This window comes from Stappia sp. TSB10P1A (genome assembly GCF_900185725.1).
Classification (GTDB): Bacteria; Pseudomonadota; Alphaproteobacteria; order Rhizobiales; family Stappiaceae; genus Stappia.
This window is the reverse complement of the sequence record NZ_FYAU01000005.1, coordinates 105101-119128: the sequence shown is the minus strand read 5'-3', so window position 1 is coordinate 119128 and position 14028 is coordinate 105101. Positions and strand designations below refer to the sequence as shown.

Here is a 14028-nt window from a genome sequence, read left to right as displayed (position 1 = left end):
TCCACATGGGAGCGCGGCACCAAGCCAATCCCTGAGACCGGCGAGCTGCGCCTCGCCCTGGCCGCGCTGCTGGCCGGCCTGGAGCCCGTCGAATAGGCGCTTTCGGCGCGATTTGAAATTTCCCACCATCATCGCGTCGTAAAACACGGATTTAGGCCGACTTCGGCAGAAATCAGCCGTTTTTTCATGGTGGGAACGAAGCCGCCTATCCGGCATTTCTGTTCCCACCATCAAATCGACGATTGGCAGATTTCTGCCATTTTTAACTTGGGAAACTCGGCGCCAACCGGCTTTTTTCGGCTCCAATTGCCAAGTGATCTTGCGCGGCCGATCCGATCAACGGCACGCGGCTTTCCGCCGCACAACCCCGTCAAACCCCGCACAAATCCTTGATTTCCCACGGTGTCTCTGCCTGTTTCCGGCCCTCCTCGGGTCTCCCCGGATCTCCCCGTCAATTGCCAACTGTTCTTGCGGGTTACAGGAATGCCGCGATCTTCGGCACGGTCATCCTAGCCGGCTGCACCACGGCGAAATATCCCGCCTTCGCCCGAATGGGCGCATCGATCGCCAGCATGATGCTCCCGGCCTCCAGATCGCGGGCGGCATAAACATCCCGCACGACGGCAAGGCCCTGGCCGGCAATGACGCCCTGGATCAGCAGGGCGTCGTCGGCATAGCTCGGCCCCTTCGTCGCATTGCGGGCCGGCCCGACGCCATGCGCCTCAAACCAGGCCGGCCAGTCCGCGCGGTCGCGATCCTGCAGAAGCGGATAGCGAAGGCAGTCGGCCGGATCGGTCAGAGGACCATCGATCAAGAGCGACGGACTGCCGACTGCAATGAGCCGGGGGGCAAACAGCAAAGCGGCATCCAAACCGGGATAGTCGCCGGAGCCGTGCCGTATCGCGACGTCCACTCCCCCGGTCGTCATGTCGGCGAGCTGCACCGAGGTCTCGATCCGGAGCTCGACCTCGGGATGCTGCGCGGCGAAGCGGCCAAGGCGGGGCGTGAGCCAGCACGCGGCAAAGGACGGGGTGGTGCTGACGACCAGCGAACGCGGGCTTGGCCGCCGATCCTCGAACAGTTGCACGGCGGCGTCGATCTGCTCGAAGCCCGGAGCGACCTTGCCGAACAGGCGCAGGCCATGCGCGGACAGCTTCACCTCGCGGTTGCCGCGCTCGAGAAGCCGGACACCGAAGCGCGCTTCCAGCGCCTTGACCTGCTGGCTGACGGCCCCCGGCGTCACGTTCAGCTCCTGCGCGGCGCGCTTGATGCTGCCGTGCCGGCCGACCTCGACGAAGGTGCGCAGCGCACCAAGGGAAACGGGCAACGTCATGCTCTTGAGTTTAGCTGAGCTAAATCGTTCGACAAGAGATATCATTTGTGCGGGCAGGGCCGAAATGTATGTCTGCCGCGCATGCAAACCAACCTTCCCCGATCCGATCACCTGTCCGCCGCCCTGGTCCGCCTTCTGGCGGTCGGCGCTGGAGCGGCCGTCGCCAACAGCTACTACAACCAGGCCTTCCTCGGCCATCTGACGGCGGATTTCGGGCTGGCGGCCGGGGCCGCCGCCATCGTGCCGGTGCTGACACAGGCGGGCAACGCGATCGGCGTGCTGTTCCTCGCGCCGCTCGGCGACCGGCTGGAGCGCAAGTCGCTTATTCTTGCGACCACGGGCGCTCTGGTGGCGGCTCTCATCGGCGCGGCCGTCTCGCCCGGCTTTGTGTGGCTCGCGGTGGCCAGCCTCGCCGTGGGCCTGTTCGCCACGGTGGCGCAACAGATCGTCCCGCTTGCCGTGCATCTGGCTCCGCCTGCGGAGCGCGGGCGCATTCTCGGCACGGTGACGGGCGGCATCCTGATCGGCATCCTGCTTGCCCGTACGATCAGCGGCACGATCTCGGACGCCTGGGGCTGGCCTGTCGTGTTCTGGTTCGCGGCAGTGCTGATGATCGCCATCGGCGCGGCGCTGGCGCTCTGGCTGCCCCGTGTGCCGCCAACAACCGACTTGAGCTATCCGCGCCTGCTCGGGTCCCTATGGACGCTGGTGCGCACGCATGGCGTTCTGCGGCGCGCGGTTGCGGTGCAGTTCCTGATCTTCGCGGCGTTCATCGGCTTCTGGTCGACGCTGGCGCTGCTGCTGTCCGATCCGCCCTATCGGCTTGGCGGAACGGCGGTCGGCCTGCTGGCGCTTGTCGGGGTTGCCGGCGCGCTCGCCGCGCCGATCGCCGGGGGCTTTGCGGACAAGCGCGGGCCGGCCGTGGTGGTCTCGACCGGCGCGGGTTTCGTGTTGCTCGCCTTCGTCATCTTCGGGCTTTGGCAGGGCTCCCTCCTTGGCCTCGTTGTCGGCATTCTGGTTCTGGACCTTGCCGTGCAGTCCTCGCAGGTCGCCAACCAGGCGCGCGTCTATGCGCTCGATCCGACCGCCCGCAGCCGGCTCAACACCGTGTTCATGGCGACCATGCTCGCCGGAGGCGCGGTCGGAGCGGGCATCGGCGGCGCGGCCTATGCCGCCTGGGGCTGGACCGGCACATGCGCCTTCGGCGCAGTCTCGGCGGCTTTGGCCTTGCTCCTGTCGCGGCAATCCCAGGTCGTGGACTGATAATTGTGCCGGAAACGGCGTCCGATCTGCCATGACATGCCAGGAGGAGCGCGATGGCAGCAGGCGACGCCGATGCGGGCGTTCGAAGGTCACTATCGGCGCCCCCAAAAGCCGCTGTTGCGCAATGCTACATCGGGATCAGGTCCACGCTAGATAAACGATAGCTGATCGGCAGGGTCGCTAAAGGTTGCCTCCGTGAAGGTCATCCCCTTGATTCCGCCTATGTCTCGGACTACGCGCGTGATGTGGTGGGTCGTGTTGATCTCGCGCCACGTCGAGCCATTACCTGGACCGTCCCAACCCTTAGCCGTCTTGAAGATGTAGTCGTCGGCTGAGCTAAAGCCCCGCCCGGCGAACTTGCCGCTTCTCAGGATGCGCTCGCAGACGTCCCGCATGACAGCCTCGGCCTGTCCCTCAGCTGAGCCCCGGACGACGAGCCAACAGTCGAAGGTCGTGTACCGATAGTGCCGTATCGGAATGCCACCGGAGGCTTTCTTGAACTCAAATTTTGCAGAGTCTGCTCCGTAGTCACCGAACACCAAGTGCTCGGGCGAGGTCCCGTCGAGCTTGATCGCCTCCTTCCAAGCAAGCCACTCGTTGCGGGGGATGATCATGTGGCCGTTCGGCTCCGCAGGGTTCACCTCGGGGTAGTTTGTGCCCTGGAATACCACATGACGCCAGCGGCCAATGCCTTGCAGGTCCTCGAGGGCAGCTTGAGCAATGCCGGCAACCGCGAGCGCGTCAGAGAAGTCGGCGTCTGAGAAGTCCGCCAGAACCGCGCACCTCTCTGGGGTCACGCCGAGCGCAGACACAGCCGCAGTCAGGCGGCCGCCGAGCTCCCTATCGACTTCGCCCGATTCCACCCGTATCGCGACGTTTGTCGCGGCCTCGGTTGCCAAGGCCAGACGAAAAGCCGCTGCCCGAGGTCCGAGAGCATCAGCCAGCCTCAGGACGGGGATAGGCTGGGCATGGGCCTTGCGCGCTACATCGAACATCCTGGGCAGCCACTCAACGCACTCCGCTTCTCCGAACTCACTAAAGAGGAAGCGCACATCGAGGAAGGCGTCACGCATTTTCCAGTGATCGGCGATCCGTCGCCCCGTCTCGTAGACGATCTCGTCCTTGGTGAGGAACCGGTGTTTCTCCGGGTCGCGCTCTTTGGGAGGAGGAACGACGAGATGCGGGATGATCTTGTCCGCCACGTCGGGCGCGAGGCGCTGCAGGCCGCGATACTCGCCCTGCTTCAGGCGAAGCGCCGGTACGTAGATGGGGCGAGTGCGAGCCATGAGCCTAGGTTCCTTTCGAAGCCTCGATCAGGTGTTTCCTAACCGCGCCTCTCCCGATCGAATTGGAGAAGATCGCGTAGTTTCCCCTCTCCTTTTGTATCCTGCCGAAGACGATGGCGGGATTTATTCCCAGTTCCTTCGCGAATTTCTCGACTACTCCGGCGGACTTCGTGATGCGGGCCGGCGACCGCTTCCATCGCTCCTCGGGGATGAGCACGTTGGAGGCGAACTCGTTCGCCTCCTGCTCAATCTCGTCCACGTCAGTTGTGTCCGTATCGTCGAAGAAACCTGCGCGGAGGCCGGTCCGGTAGTGGAGGATGACGTGCCCGACCTCGTGCAGCAGCGTGAACCAGAAGTTGTCCACCGTGTCCCGCCGCAGCGTCAGTCCGATGACCGGCACGCCTTCCAACAAGAATGCGGCACCATCGACCTTCATTCCGGGTATCTGCGGCTCGGCCACCAGCACGATCCCCTTGCTCAGCAGAAGGTCGCGCGCGCGCGCCGGTCCGTCTCCGTGCTGGCTGAGTCTAGCCAGTTCCATGAGCCAAGTTATATCGAGCGGGCGATAGACCACGGCGTGGGCGGTGACGATCTGCTCGGCGCGGCGGGTTACCCGCGCCTTCCAAGCCAACAGCAGGAGGTCCTCAGAGTGGTCTTGCACATTTAAGCCAGTCCGCAGCAAAGAAGGGCTGCCGTACTTCAATATGTGGTCCGACACGTAGCGCTGAAGATAGTTGAAGCTTTCCTCGTCGGCCAGAACCACCGAATCATCATCCCCGAACCAGCCGTTGGCGCGAGCGTGCTTTAGTACCTTCCTAACCTCAGCCGCGGAGACATCGCGTGCGATATTCCAGCCGCCGCCGAACCAACTGGATAGGCCCATCTTCCAATCGACGCCCAAGAACCTCGCTATGCGTCGAAAATTGGCAAGGCTTATGGAACTGTATCTGTCGGCCTCGTATCTTTGAATTTGCTGCTCTTTTAGGCCAAGCTTTCTTGCCAACTCTTTTTGCGTCAGCCCACGCGCAATCCGAGCTACTATTAGCGTGAGGCCGGGGTCGTTCTCGGCCCGACGCTCAAGGTCTTCATAGTCCCCAGCCTTCGCCGCCTCATACGCCTTGATCAGAGCTTCGAGCTCTCCTCTTTCGGCTTTGACGGCTTTTCGGAAGCCGTCTACCACCTGAGGAGGAAGGCCGGCGACTATCGGTTCGAACGCCCGTGCCGATGACAACAGTTCATCAAGCTCGGAAGCTATTGCTCGAGCGTCACGGGCTTCCCGTTCGTTAAGAATCACCGAAAATTCCATCATGCTCTCTTTTACACAACAAAATCGTTGTGTTCAAGCTTGAGGGCAGCGAAGACGTCATCGGCTTGTGGAAAGCGGTGTTGAATACGGGACTACCTTCGCAGCGCCCTCGCCCCAAACCCGCCTGTCCGCTTCCCCCTTCCCGCCGCTCGCGGCTCACGATCCGGAGGGCTCCGGCGCAAGCGCAGGTCTCCGCCATGGTCTTGCTCCGCCGTTTTGCCTCGCCCACGCGGCCCCGGCGACGTGGGCCGGGGGCGACCTTCGTCTCCCCGCCCTTGCTCCGGCAAAAGCGATCTCCCGCCCGGCCCGAGACGCCGCCCCCAGCCCATGGTGCGACCCTTTCGCCCCGGGCCACCGGGCGCGTTGACGCGGGGGCGCGGATAATATCTTGTTTTCTGAATATACTGCATTCCATCTGCGGGGGAGAGGATGGCGATGATCTTGCCCGAACGGCTGGGGAGGCCGGTGCGGCGGATCGGCGCGGCGCTGCTGCTGCTGTGGGCCTTCGCGACCTTCTGGCTGTTCACCACCGGCGCCTGGAAACAGTTCTGGCCGAGCTTCGGCGGGCTCCTCACGGTTGCCCGCTTCTATGCCTGGGGAGTGTTCCGGGGCGAGGAGCCCCCCTATCGGAAGATCTTCACGCGCAAGCACAACCCCTTGCAGGCGCTCAGCTATCTGGCGCTGAAAGTGGTGCTGTTCCCGGCCATCTGGTCGACCGGGCTGATCTATCTGCTGCACGCGCTGTGGGGCCACTGGGACCCGGGCGGCTTCTGGATGACGATCGTCGCCAACCTCCACATCCTCGCCGGCTTCGCGATCTTCACCTTCGTGATCATCCACGTCTATCTGCTGACCATCGGCCATGGCTTCCTGCGCCATGTGCGCCCGATGGTGACCGGCTTCGACCGGATCGTCCTGACGCCCGAGCAGGAGGCCTATCTGCGCGCCGACGAGCCGGAGCGGCTGCGGGAATAACCCGCCCTGCCGGCCCCGAGCCGGCCTGTGGCGCGTCTCGAACCGGTGCCTTGCAAACCCCTAAAAATCCGGGGTTCAAATAGCACAACGAGACTGCATCAAGAGACAACCGGGGAAAGAAATTACAGTCAGTACTGTATTTTTAAAACCTAAATACTCAAGGCTTCGCATAACTTGGTGCGATAAAATATTTCTGCTTACCTCCAAACCACACGAGGCGGGCAGGAAGCTCATAATTCGGATAGTCTATCAGATCTGGCCAATCTGGATGGGGGCGATTCCTGCGCAGAGTCTCGTAGTCGGTTTTAAACCATCTATTTAACACCGTAACACTGCGTGAGGGCAGGGTCTTTGTTTTCTTCTCGTTCAACGGAAGTTGCAAGAACCGAGCGTGAAGCCACTCAGCATAATCCAAAGTTGCCCGTGTGACCTTCAGCTTTTTGCCCGACGGCTCTGCCGTCGCAATATCGCCCAGCCATATCTCGCGTTCACGAGTCACCTTCCGAAGTTTATGATGGTCTTCGTTGAGGCGCGTATGTACATTATTACCAATGCCGACATACTGAAGTGTGGTTGATCTCTGATAAGGTCGACGTCCAAGACACATATAAAGAGCATGCCCGTAATCGGACTTTGCCGCTTCCCACGCGCTGTCTAAGTCGTAGGGACCAAACCAGTCGACCGCAATCATTAAATGTTTCGGCATTTTAAACTCTAAGGGTGTCGAAAATCGATAAGCCGTTTACGGATAGTTTGTTCCGCCTTTGCTGATTAGTCCAGCCCCCGCCGAAGGGTGAAAAAAGCAAATCTCACCACTCCCCTAAACCAGCCAACCGAGCTCGCGCCGCTTTCAGGAACGGCACGACGCTTAAGGCAGCCGTTCCGAGGGTACGGGCTAAACTCAAGGCACACGCCGAAGCCGGAGAGTGGTTGGTCGCGGTGCTTGGCAACGCCCGCCGCGCGAACCGTTGCCTGTCCGATGGCGGGCTTGTCTGCCAGTCCGACAATCCGCTCACCGAGGCCCGCCGCGGGGCGCTGGCGGAGCCGTTGCCTGTCCGATGGCGACTTGTGGAGTTTGCAAGGCCCGCGCTGAAATTTCGCGATTTCGAGACGGAATTTTGCAAAATCCGTCTCGAAATTCGCAAAGGCCCCGGCGCGTCAGCGGTCCGCCGGCGCGCGCCCATCCGAATGCCCTGCGTCCGAGTGCCGTGCCAATGCCGCCTCGAGTTCGGCGATCCGGGCCACCAGCGGCGCGGTCATCGCGCGCATGTCCTCGAGCGTATGGCGCTCGGTGATATGTTGAGGACAATTCCAGTCGAACCCCTCCACCGTGACGAGGAGCCCCCGTTCGACACGGGCCCGATAGTCCGGCATTTCGAGGCGCGACAGGGTCGCCTCGTCGTCGAGGCCAACGAGCGTGGCGCGCCCGAAGAGCTTCAGTCGCGTCCTGTTCGGGTAGTCCATGAAAAACAGCGACACCCGGTCGTCGCCCGTCAGGTTGCCGACGCTGACATACTGGCGGTTGCCGCGGAAATCCGCGAAGCCGATCGTGCGTTCGTCGAGCACGCGGACGAAGCCGGTCGGCCCGCCGCGATGCTGGATATAGGGCCAGCCCGTCTCGCCGACGGTGGCCATGTAGAGCGAATCGCGCGCCGCGATGAAGCCGGCCTCCGCCGGGGTGAGCCGCTGGTTGACGGCCTCCGGCGCGCTTTCCATGCGGGCATAGGAGGACCGGCTTCCCAACGCCTCCTGCACCTTCTTCACCGTCGGCGTGAAGGCAATCTCCGCGAAATGATGGGGCATAATGTCCTCCTGCGGTCTCGCGCCGGCGTCACAGGCCGAGGTCCGAAAGGCCCGGATGATCCGCGGGGCGAGGCCCCTGCGGCCAGTGGAACTTGCGGTCGGCGTCGCGGATCGGCTGATCGTTGATGCTGGCGAAGCGCAGCCGCATCAGGCCGTGCTCGTCGAACTCCCAGTTCTCGTTGCCGTGGCTGCGAAACCAGTTTCCGGCATCGTCCCGCCATTCGTAGGCGAACCGCACCGCGATCCGGTTCTCGGCGAAGGCCCAGAGCTCCTTGATCAGGCGATAGTCCAGTTCCCGCGCCCATTTGCGCTGCAGGAAGGCGACGATCTCGGCGCGGCCGGCCGGGAACTCGGCACGGTTGCGCCAGCGGCTGTCCTGCGTGTAGGCGAGCGACACCCGCTCCGGGTCGCGGGTGTTCCAGGCGTCCTCGGCCATCCGCACTTTGCGGATTGCGGTCTCGCGCGTGAAGGGCGGCAGCGGGGGGCGGACGCCCGGTTGCGTCGTCTCGGTCATGGGGTGTCTCCTTCGGTTCAGAGGGAAGAGGCGCAGCCGAAGCTGCGCCCGGATGCCTTCGCGCCGTTAGGCGGCCGTGTTCAGTTCGACCTTCGGAAAGTCGATTTCGACCTCAGTCGCCTTGCCGAGCAGGTTGGTGAAGATGTTCATCGCCACATGCGTGATGATCTCGATGATCTCGGCGTCGGAATGACCCGCCGCGCGCACGGCCTCGAACTCGGCTTTGCTGACCTGACCGGTGTGCTCGACAAGGGCGTGCGCGAAGATCAGCGCGGCCTCCGCCTTGGCATCCAAGGACCGGCCCCTCCGGTTGGCGAGCATCTCGTCATTGTCGAGGCCGACCTTGCGGCCGATCGCGGTATGCGCCGAAACGCAGTACTGGCAGGCATTCTGCTCGGCGACAGCCAGCGCGATGCGTTCGCGCGTCCGTTCGTCGAGCACGCCGGCGCCGGCGATTCCATGGAGACCCAGGAAGGCGTTGAGAGCGACCGGCGAGTTCGCCAGCACGCGGATGAAGTTCGGAACCATGCCAAGACCGGACTGGACGGCGTCCAGAAGCTGCTTGGCCTCGCCGGTGGCGGTTTGGGGATCGATAACGGCAACACGAGCCATGAAGTCAGTCCTTGTGCGGTTGAGGATGCGGTGCTCCGGGCACTGCGTCCGCCCAATCTGGTTCATGGCATCGATTGAAAGAATGCTCGCCTTATGAAATATTTTATTCCTCAAGGAGGAATAATAAGTGGACCGGCTGCATGAGCTCGAGGTGTTCATCGCGGTGGCCGACGCGGGCAGCTTCGTCAAGGCCGGAGCGCGGCTGCGCCTGTCGCCGCCGGCGGTGACGCGCGCCATCTCCGCGCTGGAAGAGCGGCTCGGCGCGCGCGTCTTCAACCGCACCACGCGCAGCCTGACCATCACCGACGTCGGCCAGCGCTTCCTCGAGAGCGCACGGCGCGTCCTCGCCGATCTCGACACTGCCGAGAAGGAGGCGGTGGGCGAAACCGCCCTGCCGCGGGGTCACCTCAACATCACGGCGTCGGTGACCTTCGGCCGATCCGCCTTGGCGCCGGTCGTCTGCGGCTTCCTCGGACAGTACCCGCGGGTGACGGCGTCCGTTCTCCTGCTCGATCGTGTCGTGAACCTCGTCGAGGAAGGGGTCGACATCGCGGTGCGGATCGGACACCTGCCGGACTCGACCCTGATCGCCAAGCGGATCGGTTCGGTCCATCGGATCCTGGTCGCGAGCCCGGATTATCTTGCAAGGCGCGGGGTCCCCGCATCGCCGGCGGACCTGCGGCACCACTCGGTGATCGCCTTCACGGGCCTGATGCCGAACCGCGAATGGCGCTTCCGGAATGGGCAGAAAACCGGGAGCGTGTCTGTGCAACCGACGTTCGAAATCAACGACGCGACCCCGGCGATACAGGCCGCCGCGATGGGGCATGGCATCACGATAGCCCTGTCCTACATGGTGTGCGAGCAGATCCGCGACGGCACGCTGGTCCCGATACTGCAGGCTTTCACCTTGCCGCCGCAACCGGTTCACCTGGTCTATCCGCATGTGCGGCTCGTTGCTCCCAAGATCCGGGCGTTTCTCGATTTCGCGGCGCCTCGGCTGAAGGGCGTCCTCGACCGGCTGGCATGGGAGACCCCGGACGGCGCGCCGCCGACGGGCCTCTCCTGACCGCGCCGCAACCCGTCAGCCTTGCCGGCCGCCGACCAGACGGCGGAGAAGCTCCTCGAGGTGCTGCCGATCGGGCGCCTCGAGCCTGTCGAGGATCGGGGCCAGGGCGGCTTGCCCCTCGTCATGCAGTCGGTCGACCAGTTCAGCCCCCTCGCGCGTCAGGAAGACATCGGTCGCCCGTCCGTCCTCGGCATTCGGCGCGCGGGCGACCAGTCCGCGCTTCTCCGCCCGAGAGACCAGGCCCGACATCGTCTGTTTCTCCAGCCCGAGATAGTCGGCGAGCTCGGCCATCCGCGGACGGCGGTCCCGCAGGATGCCCAGAACCCGAAGCAGCGACTGAGAAAGGTCGTGCTCGGCGGCGATCCGGTTGACGACGGCCATTATCACGAAGGCGGTCGTCATCAGGGCATCAGCCAGCCCGTCGCCGGATGCGGGGGGCGTCTCGTCTTGCGTCTGCATCGCAGCTCCATCTTGACATTGTTCGCATTGCGAACCATATTAATTCGTAATGCGAATTTAATCACGTTTGCGCCCGAAAGGAAGGACCCCGTGAAAGCTGCCGTCATCACCGCTTTCGATCAACCGCCGCGATATGGCGACTTCGCCGATCCGGAGGCCCGCGCGCCGACAGACATGCCGATCGACGTGCTGGCGGCCGGCCTGCACCATGTGACGCGGGGCCGCGCCGCCGGACTGCATTACTCCAGCACCGCCGAACTGCCTCAGGTCCCCGGCATCGATGGGGTCGGGCGCGGTCCCGACGGCAAGCTGCGCTATTTCGTGCAAGAGCCCGGCCGAACCGGAACGATGGCCGAGCGGACCGTGATCGAGCGCAGCCACAGCATCGAACTGCCGGATGGCTGCGATCCGGTCGCCATCGCGGCGGCGATGAACCCGGCCATGGCGTCGTGGATCGCGCTGCGCTGCCGGGCGCCGGGCTTTCGCTGGCGCCTGCCGTTCCAACGCGGCAGGCGGGTGCTGATCCTGGGCGCGACTGGAAGCTCGGGGCGGCTGGCGGTGCAGATCGCCCGGCATCTGGGCGCCTCGCAGGTTTTCGCCGTAGGCCGCAACGCGGCCAGGCTGGCGGAGTTGCCGGCGCTGGGCGCCACCGGAACCATCCTGCTGGGCGACGAGCGGCTGGGTGCCGCCGCCTGCGAGACGGATGTGGTGCTGGACTTCATCTGGGGCGAGAGCGCCGTGCGCTGCATGGAGTCCATGCTGGCGCAACGGGAAAGCCACAGCCTGCCGCTGACCTGGATTCACGTCGGCTCGATGGCCGGCGAGATCGCGCCGATCCCGGGCACCCTCCTGCGCCGGGCGGATCTTCGCATCCTCGGCAGCGGACACGGGGCCGTGTCGGGCCGCGCCATCCTGCGCGAGCTGCCAAGGCTGGCGAGGGAGATCGCCCGCGGCACCTTCCGCGTGGACGCGCGGGCCGTCCCGCTCAACCAGGTCGAACGAACCTGGTCGCGCCCCGATCCGGGCAACACCCGCATCGTCTTCACCCCGTGACCGGCCGCCGGGAGGAGGGAAACCTCACCGCCTCGCCCCTTCGCTTCGGCTGCGGCCGGACGGGGCTCAGCCGAAAGAGGTGCGCATGAGCCGTCGCCGGTCTTCCCTGACACTGCTCCTCGGGCCGGCCATCGGGCTGACCGCCCTGTTGGCCGTCCTGGTGGCCGTCCTGTTGACCATCGGGCCGCCATGGCCATCGCTCGTGCGCGGCGCGACCTCTTCCGAGCCTCCTCCCGCCGCCCCCTCGGCCCTATCGGTCAGCTTGACCTCCGCCGCGCGCGAACGGTAGCCCCAGACCCTGCCCGCTGTCGGCAGCATCGCCGCCTGGCAGGAGGTCGTCATCGGGGCGGAGATCGGCGGGCTGCGCCTGTCGCAACTGCTGGTCGAGGGCGCCGTGCTGGCGGTCGTGGTGCTGGGGTTGTTCCTGCGCGACCTGCGCGCCACCCTTATCAGCGCGGTGGCGCTGCCGCTGTCGATCCTGCCCACCTTCCTGTTCATGCAGTGGATGGGCTTCACGCTGAACATCGTCACCCTGTTGTCGCTGTCGCTGGTCGTGGGCGTCCTGGTGGACGACGCCATCGTCGAGATCGAGAACATCGTGCGCCATATGGCACAGGGCAAGGAGCCGCTGGTCGCCGCGCGCGAGGCAGCCGACGAGATCGGCCTGCCCGTCATCGCCACCACCTTCACCCTCATCGCGGTCTTCCTGTCGACGGCCTTCATGCCGGGACTTGCGGGAAAGTTCTTCGTCCAGTTCGGCTGGACCTCATCGGTCGCCGTGTTCTTCTCGCTGGCCGTGGCGCGGATGCTGACGCCCATGATGGGCGCCGGGATGATGCCCATCGCGCTGGGCTTCGGCGCCGATCCCAGCTTCCGCACCCCCATGGCCATCGTCGTGATCGGCGGCCTGATCACCTCGACCTTCCTGAGCCTGCTGGTGATCCCCGTGCTTTACGAACTGGTCGACGATCTCGTTCGCCTCGTCACGCAGAGGCGGCGGCCGACTGCCGCAAACGCGCCTCCGCCGCCGGGCTCCGCCTAAGCACCCGCGAGGTCACCGTGATCCGGGCCTGCCCTCAGCGACCGCGCGGGCGCGGGCGCAGGCGCACCGTGGCATAGGCCGCGAGCACGATCAGCGCCGCGCCGAAGACCGTCTGCCGATCGGAGCGCTCGTCGAAGGCCAGCATGCCCAGCAGTTCGGCATAGACGAGCTTGATATAGTCCAGGGTGCCGACGACGCTGGCCTCGGCGAGACGCAGCGCCTGAACGCCGCACCACTGGCCAAGCGTCGCGAGAATGCCGATGCCGAACAGCAGAAGCAGTTGCGGCAGGTCGGGCGTCACCCAGAGGACGACCAGCGGCAGGCCGCTGAGCAGCCCGACAAACAGCGACTGGTAGAGCAGCAGTGTGGCGGTGCTCTCGGTCTGCGCCAGCCGGCGCACGCTGATCACCGCCATGGCACCGCCGACGCCGCCGAGGAGCGGGATCGCGGCATGGAGCAGCGACAGGCCCTCCCCGCCGGGACGCATGACGACCAGCACGCCGGCAAAGCCCAGCGCGATGGCGGCAAACGTTTTCGGCCCGACAGTTTCGCCGAGAAAAAACCGGGCCAGCAGCGCGACGAAGAAGACCTGCGAGAAGCCGAGGGTCGTCGCCGTGGCGAGCGGCAGCACGGCCACGGCCCAGATGCCGCAGGACAGCGCGAGAAAGGCGCCGACCAGGCGGATGGCATGCAGGCCGGGACGACTGGTGTAAAGCGCTTGCGGAAAGCTGCGCCGCATCTCGGGCAGGGTCGACAGCAGCACGACGATCTGCCGGAAGAACAGGATCTCGAGAACGTGGAAGTCACCCACCAGCACCTTCGCCGCAGCGGCGGCAAGAGTGTAGAGCAGGGCGGCAAGCAGCGCCCAGGAGACGCCGGAGGAGGAGAGAGCGCGGATCGACACGGAGCTTCTTTCGGCTTTTGGTAGTTTGGTATATTGGTACCTAACTCCGAGATATTCAAACTTCAAGCCGAATTGCATGTCGCCACGCGTCGACGCTGTGCCGGGTTTCGCGATTTGGCGTGGCCGGCCCTGCACTTGCCGTCAGCAGCCGAAATTCCCAGTCGGGGCAGGCCCTCCCGCCGCCTCGTAAAAACTCGCTAAGATTGTTTTACCATAGGTTAACTCGCCCAAAGATTGTGCTTGCACTGAGCTTGGTACCAAAGTACCGATATTAAGAGGTGTTAACCGTAGTTCGACGCGGAGCGAGAAACGGATGCGTGACCAACGCCCAGACACACCGGATTTCCACATCGTCCAGGCGGCGGCAAAAGCCTGGATCCTGCATGCGGAAACGCACCAACTCTATGAA

General features: G+C 64.5%; 14 protein-coding genes and 1 pseudogene. 5 read left to right on the top strand and 10 right to left on the bottom strand.

Annotated features, from left to right (window positions below):
• Nucleotides 1-475: 475 nt before the first annotated feature.
• Nucleotides 476-1420, bottom strand: coding sequence for a LysR substrate-binding domain-containing protein (locus TSB10P1A_RS01300; RefSeq protein WP_244292903.1), 945 nt, complete (start codon nucleotides 1418-1420; stop codon nucleotides 476-478).
• Here TSB10P1A_RS01300 and TSB10P1A_RS01295 point away from each other — a divergent pair.
• Nucleotides 1415-2596, top strand: coding sequence for an MFS transporter (locus TSB10P1A_RS01295; RefSeq protein ID WP_186386089.1), 1182 nt, complete (start codon nucleotides 1415-1417; stop codon nucleotides 2594-2596). The two genes, TSB10P1A_RS01300 and TSB10P1A_RS01295, sit on opposite strands and share 6 nt — an antisense overlap.
• 149 nt (nucleotides 2597-2745) lie before the next feature.
• Here TSB10P1A_RS01295 and TSB10P1A_RS01290 read toward each other — a convergent pair whose 3' ends face one another.
• Together TSB10P1A_RS01290 and TSB10P1A_RS01285 are read right to left on the bottom strand one after the other, a co-directional pair.
• On the bottom strand, nucleotides 2746-3882 hold the full coding sequence (locus tag TSB10P1A_RS01290) for a beta family protein (RefSeq protein WP_186386088.1): 1137 nt from the start codon (nucleotides 3880-3882) through the stop codon (nucleotides 2746-2748).
• 4 nt (nucleotides 3883-3886) lie between these two features.
• Nucleotides 3887-5188 carry an XRE family transcriptional regulator gene (locus TSB10P1A_RS01285; protein ID WP_186386087.1) on the bottom strand — a complete coding sequence of 434 codons (1302 nt, stop codon included), beginning with the start codon at nucleotides 5186-5188 and terminating at the stop codon, nucleotides 3887-3889.
• Between the two features lie 435 nt (nucleotides 5189-5623).
• On the opposite strand from TSB10P1A_RS01285, the gene TSB10P1A_RS01280 reads away from it, so the two are divergent.
• On the top strand, nucleotides 5624-6163 hold the full coding sequence (locus TSB10P1A_RS01280; RefSeq protein ID WP_186386086.1) for a cytochrome b/b6 domain-containing protein: 540 nt from the start codon (nucleotides 5624-5626) through the stop codon (nucleotides 6161-6163).
• A gap of 157 nt (nucleotides 6164-6320) precedes the next feature.
• Here the strand turns inward: TSB10P1A_RS01280 and TSB10P1A_RS01275 are convergent, their stop codons facing one another.
• The 4 genes from TSB10P1A_RS01275 to TSB10P1A_RS01260 all read right to left on the bottom strand — a co-directional run bounded on the left by TSB10P1A_RS01275 (nucleotide 6321) and on the right by TSB10P1A_RS01260 (nucleotide 9251).
• The gene (locus TSB10P1A_RS01275) at nucleotides 6321-6869 is read right to left on the bottom strand and encodes a hypothetical protein (RefSeq protein WP_186386085.1); all 549 of its coding nucleotides are present in this window, start codon (nucleotides 6867-6869) and stop codon (nucleotides 6321-6323) included.
• Nucleotides 6870-7321: 452 nt separating this feature from the next.
• Nucleotides 7322-7966 (bottom strand): pyridoxamine 5'-phosphate oxidase family protein, encoded by a 645-nt coding sequence (locus TSB10P1A_RS01270; protein ID WP_186386084.1) that lies wholly within the window; start codon nucleotides 7964-7966, stop codon nucleotides 7322-7324.
• A 28-nt stretch (nucleotides 7967-7994) separates the two neighbouring features.
• A complete protein-coding gene (locus TSB10P1A_RS01265; protein ID WP_186386083.1) occupies nucleotides 7995-8480 on the bottom strand; it encodes a nuclear transport factor 2 family protein in 486 nt (161 codons plus the stop codon).
• 66 nt (nucleotides 8481-8546) lie between these two features.
• On the bottom strand, nucleotides 8547-9251 hold the full coding sequence (locus TSB10P1A_RS01260; protein ID WP_371515062.1) for a carboxymuconolactone decarboxylase family protein: 705 nt from the start codon (nucleotides 9249-9251) through the stop codon (nucleotides 8547-8549).
• 4 nt (nucleotides 9252-9255) lie between these two features.
• Between TSB10P1A_RS01260 and TSB10P1A_RS01255 the strand changes: the two genes are divergently transcribed.
• Entirely contained in the window at nucleotides 9256-10161 is a 906-nt protein-coding gene (locus tag TSB10P1A_RS01255) for a LysR family transcriptional regulator (RefSeq protein WP_244292901.1), read from the top strand.
• 15 nt (nucleotides 10162-10176) lie between these two features.
• On the opposite strand, the gene TSB10P1A_RS01250 is transcribed toward TSB10P1A_RS01255, so the two are convergent.
• A complete protein-coding gene (locus TSB10P1A_RS01250; protein ID WP_186386080.1) occupies nucleotides 10177-10620 on the bottom strand; it encodes a MarR family winged helix-turn-helix transcriptional regulator in 444 nt (147 codons plus the stop codon).
• A gap of 90 nt (nucleotides 10621-10710) precedes the next feature.
• Between TSB10P1A_RS01250 and TSB10P1A_RS01245 the strand changes: the two genes are divergently transcribed.
• Nucleotides 10711-11673: a zinc-binding alcohol dehydrogenase family protein gene (locus TSB10P1A_RS01245; RefSeq protein ID WP_186386079.1), complete on the top strand. Its 963-nt coding sequence runs from the start codon at nucleotides 10711-10713 to the stop codon at nucleotides 11671-11673.
• Nucleotides 11674-11739: 66 nt separating this feature from the next.
• Here TSB10P1A_RS01245 and TSB10P1A_RS01240 read toward each other — a convergent pair whose 3' ends face one another.
• Entirely contained in the window at nucleotides 11740-12015 is a 276-nt protein-coding gene (locus TSB10P1A_RS01240) for a hypothetical protein (protein ID WP_186386078.1), read from the bottom strand.
• Between the two features lie 34 nt (nucleotides 12016-12049).
• On the opposite strand from TSB10P1A_RS01240, the pseudogene TSB10P1A_RS01235 reads away from it, so the two are divergent.
• Nucleotides 12050-12610: pseudogene (locus tag TSB10P1A_RS01235) on the top strand (efflux RND transporter permease subunit); the annotation flags it as partial.
• Between the two features lie 139 nt (nucleotides 12611-12749).
• Here the strand turns inward: TSB10P1A_RS01235 and TSB10P1A_RS01230 are convergent.
• Nucleotides 12750-13619 carry a DMT family transporter gene (locus TSB10P1A_RS01230; RefSeq protein ID WP_208986986.1) on the bottom strand — a complete coding sequence of 290 codons (870 nt, stop codon included), beginning with the start codon at nucleotides 13617-13619 and terminating at the stop codon, nucleotides 12750-12752.
• Nucleotides 13620-14028: the final 409 nt, after the last annotated feature.

Bases quoted from the DNA above. Each gene is read 5' to 3' on its own strand.
- TSB10P1A_RS01285 (WP_186386087.1), bottom strand. From the start codon at position 5,188: ATGGAATTTTCGGTGATTCTTAACGAACGGGAAGCCCGTGACGCTCGA.
- TSB10P1A_RS01240 (WP_186386078.1), bottom strand. From the start codon at position 12,015: ATGACGACCTCCTGCCAGGCGGCGATGCTGCCGACAGCGGGCAGGGTC.
- TSB10P1A_RS01270 (WP_186386084.1), bottom strand. From the start codon at position 7,966: ATGCCCCATCATTTCGCGGAGATTGCCTTCACGCCGACGGTGAAGAAG.
- TSB10P1A_RS01265 (WP_186386083.1), bottom strand. From the start codon at position 8,480: ATGACCGAGACGACGCAACCGGGCGTCCGCCCCCCGCTGCCGCCCTTC.
- TSB10P1A_RS01260 (WP_371515062.1), bottom strand. From the start codon at position 9,251: ATGAACACCTCGAGCTCATGCAGCCGGTCCACTTATTATTCCTCCTTG.
- TSB10P1A_RS01250 (WP_186386080.1), bottom strand. From the start codon at position 10,620: ATGCAGACGCAAGACGAGACGCCCCCCGCATCCGGCGACGGGCTGGCT.
- TSB10P1A_RS01280 (WP_186386086.1), top strand. From the start codon at position 5,624: ATGATCTTGCCCGAACGGCTGGGGAGGCCGGTGCGGCGGATCGGCGCG.
- TSB10P1A_RS01295 (WP_186386089.1), top strand. From the start codon at position 1,415: ATGCAAACCAACCTTCCCCGATCCGATCACCTGTCCGCCGCCCTGGTC.
- TSB10P1A_RS01275 (WP_186386085.1), bottom strand. From the start codon at position 6,869: ATGCCGAAACATTTAATGATTGCGGTCGACTGGTTTGGTCCCTACGAC.
- TSB10P1A_RS01290 (WP_186386088.1), bottom strand. From the start codon at position 3,882: ATGGCTCGCACTCGCCCCATCTACGTACCGGCGCTTCGCCTGAAGCAG.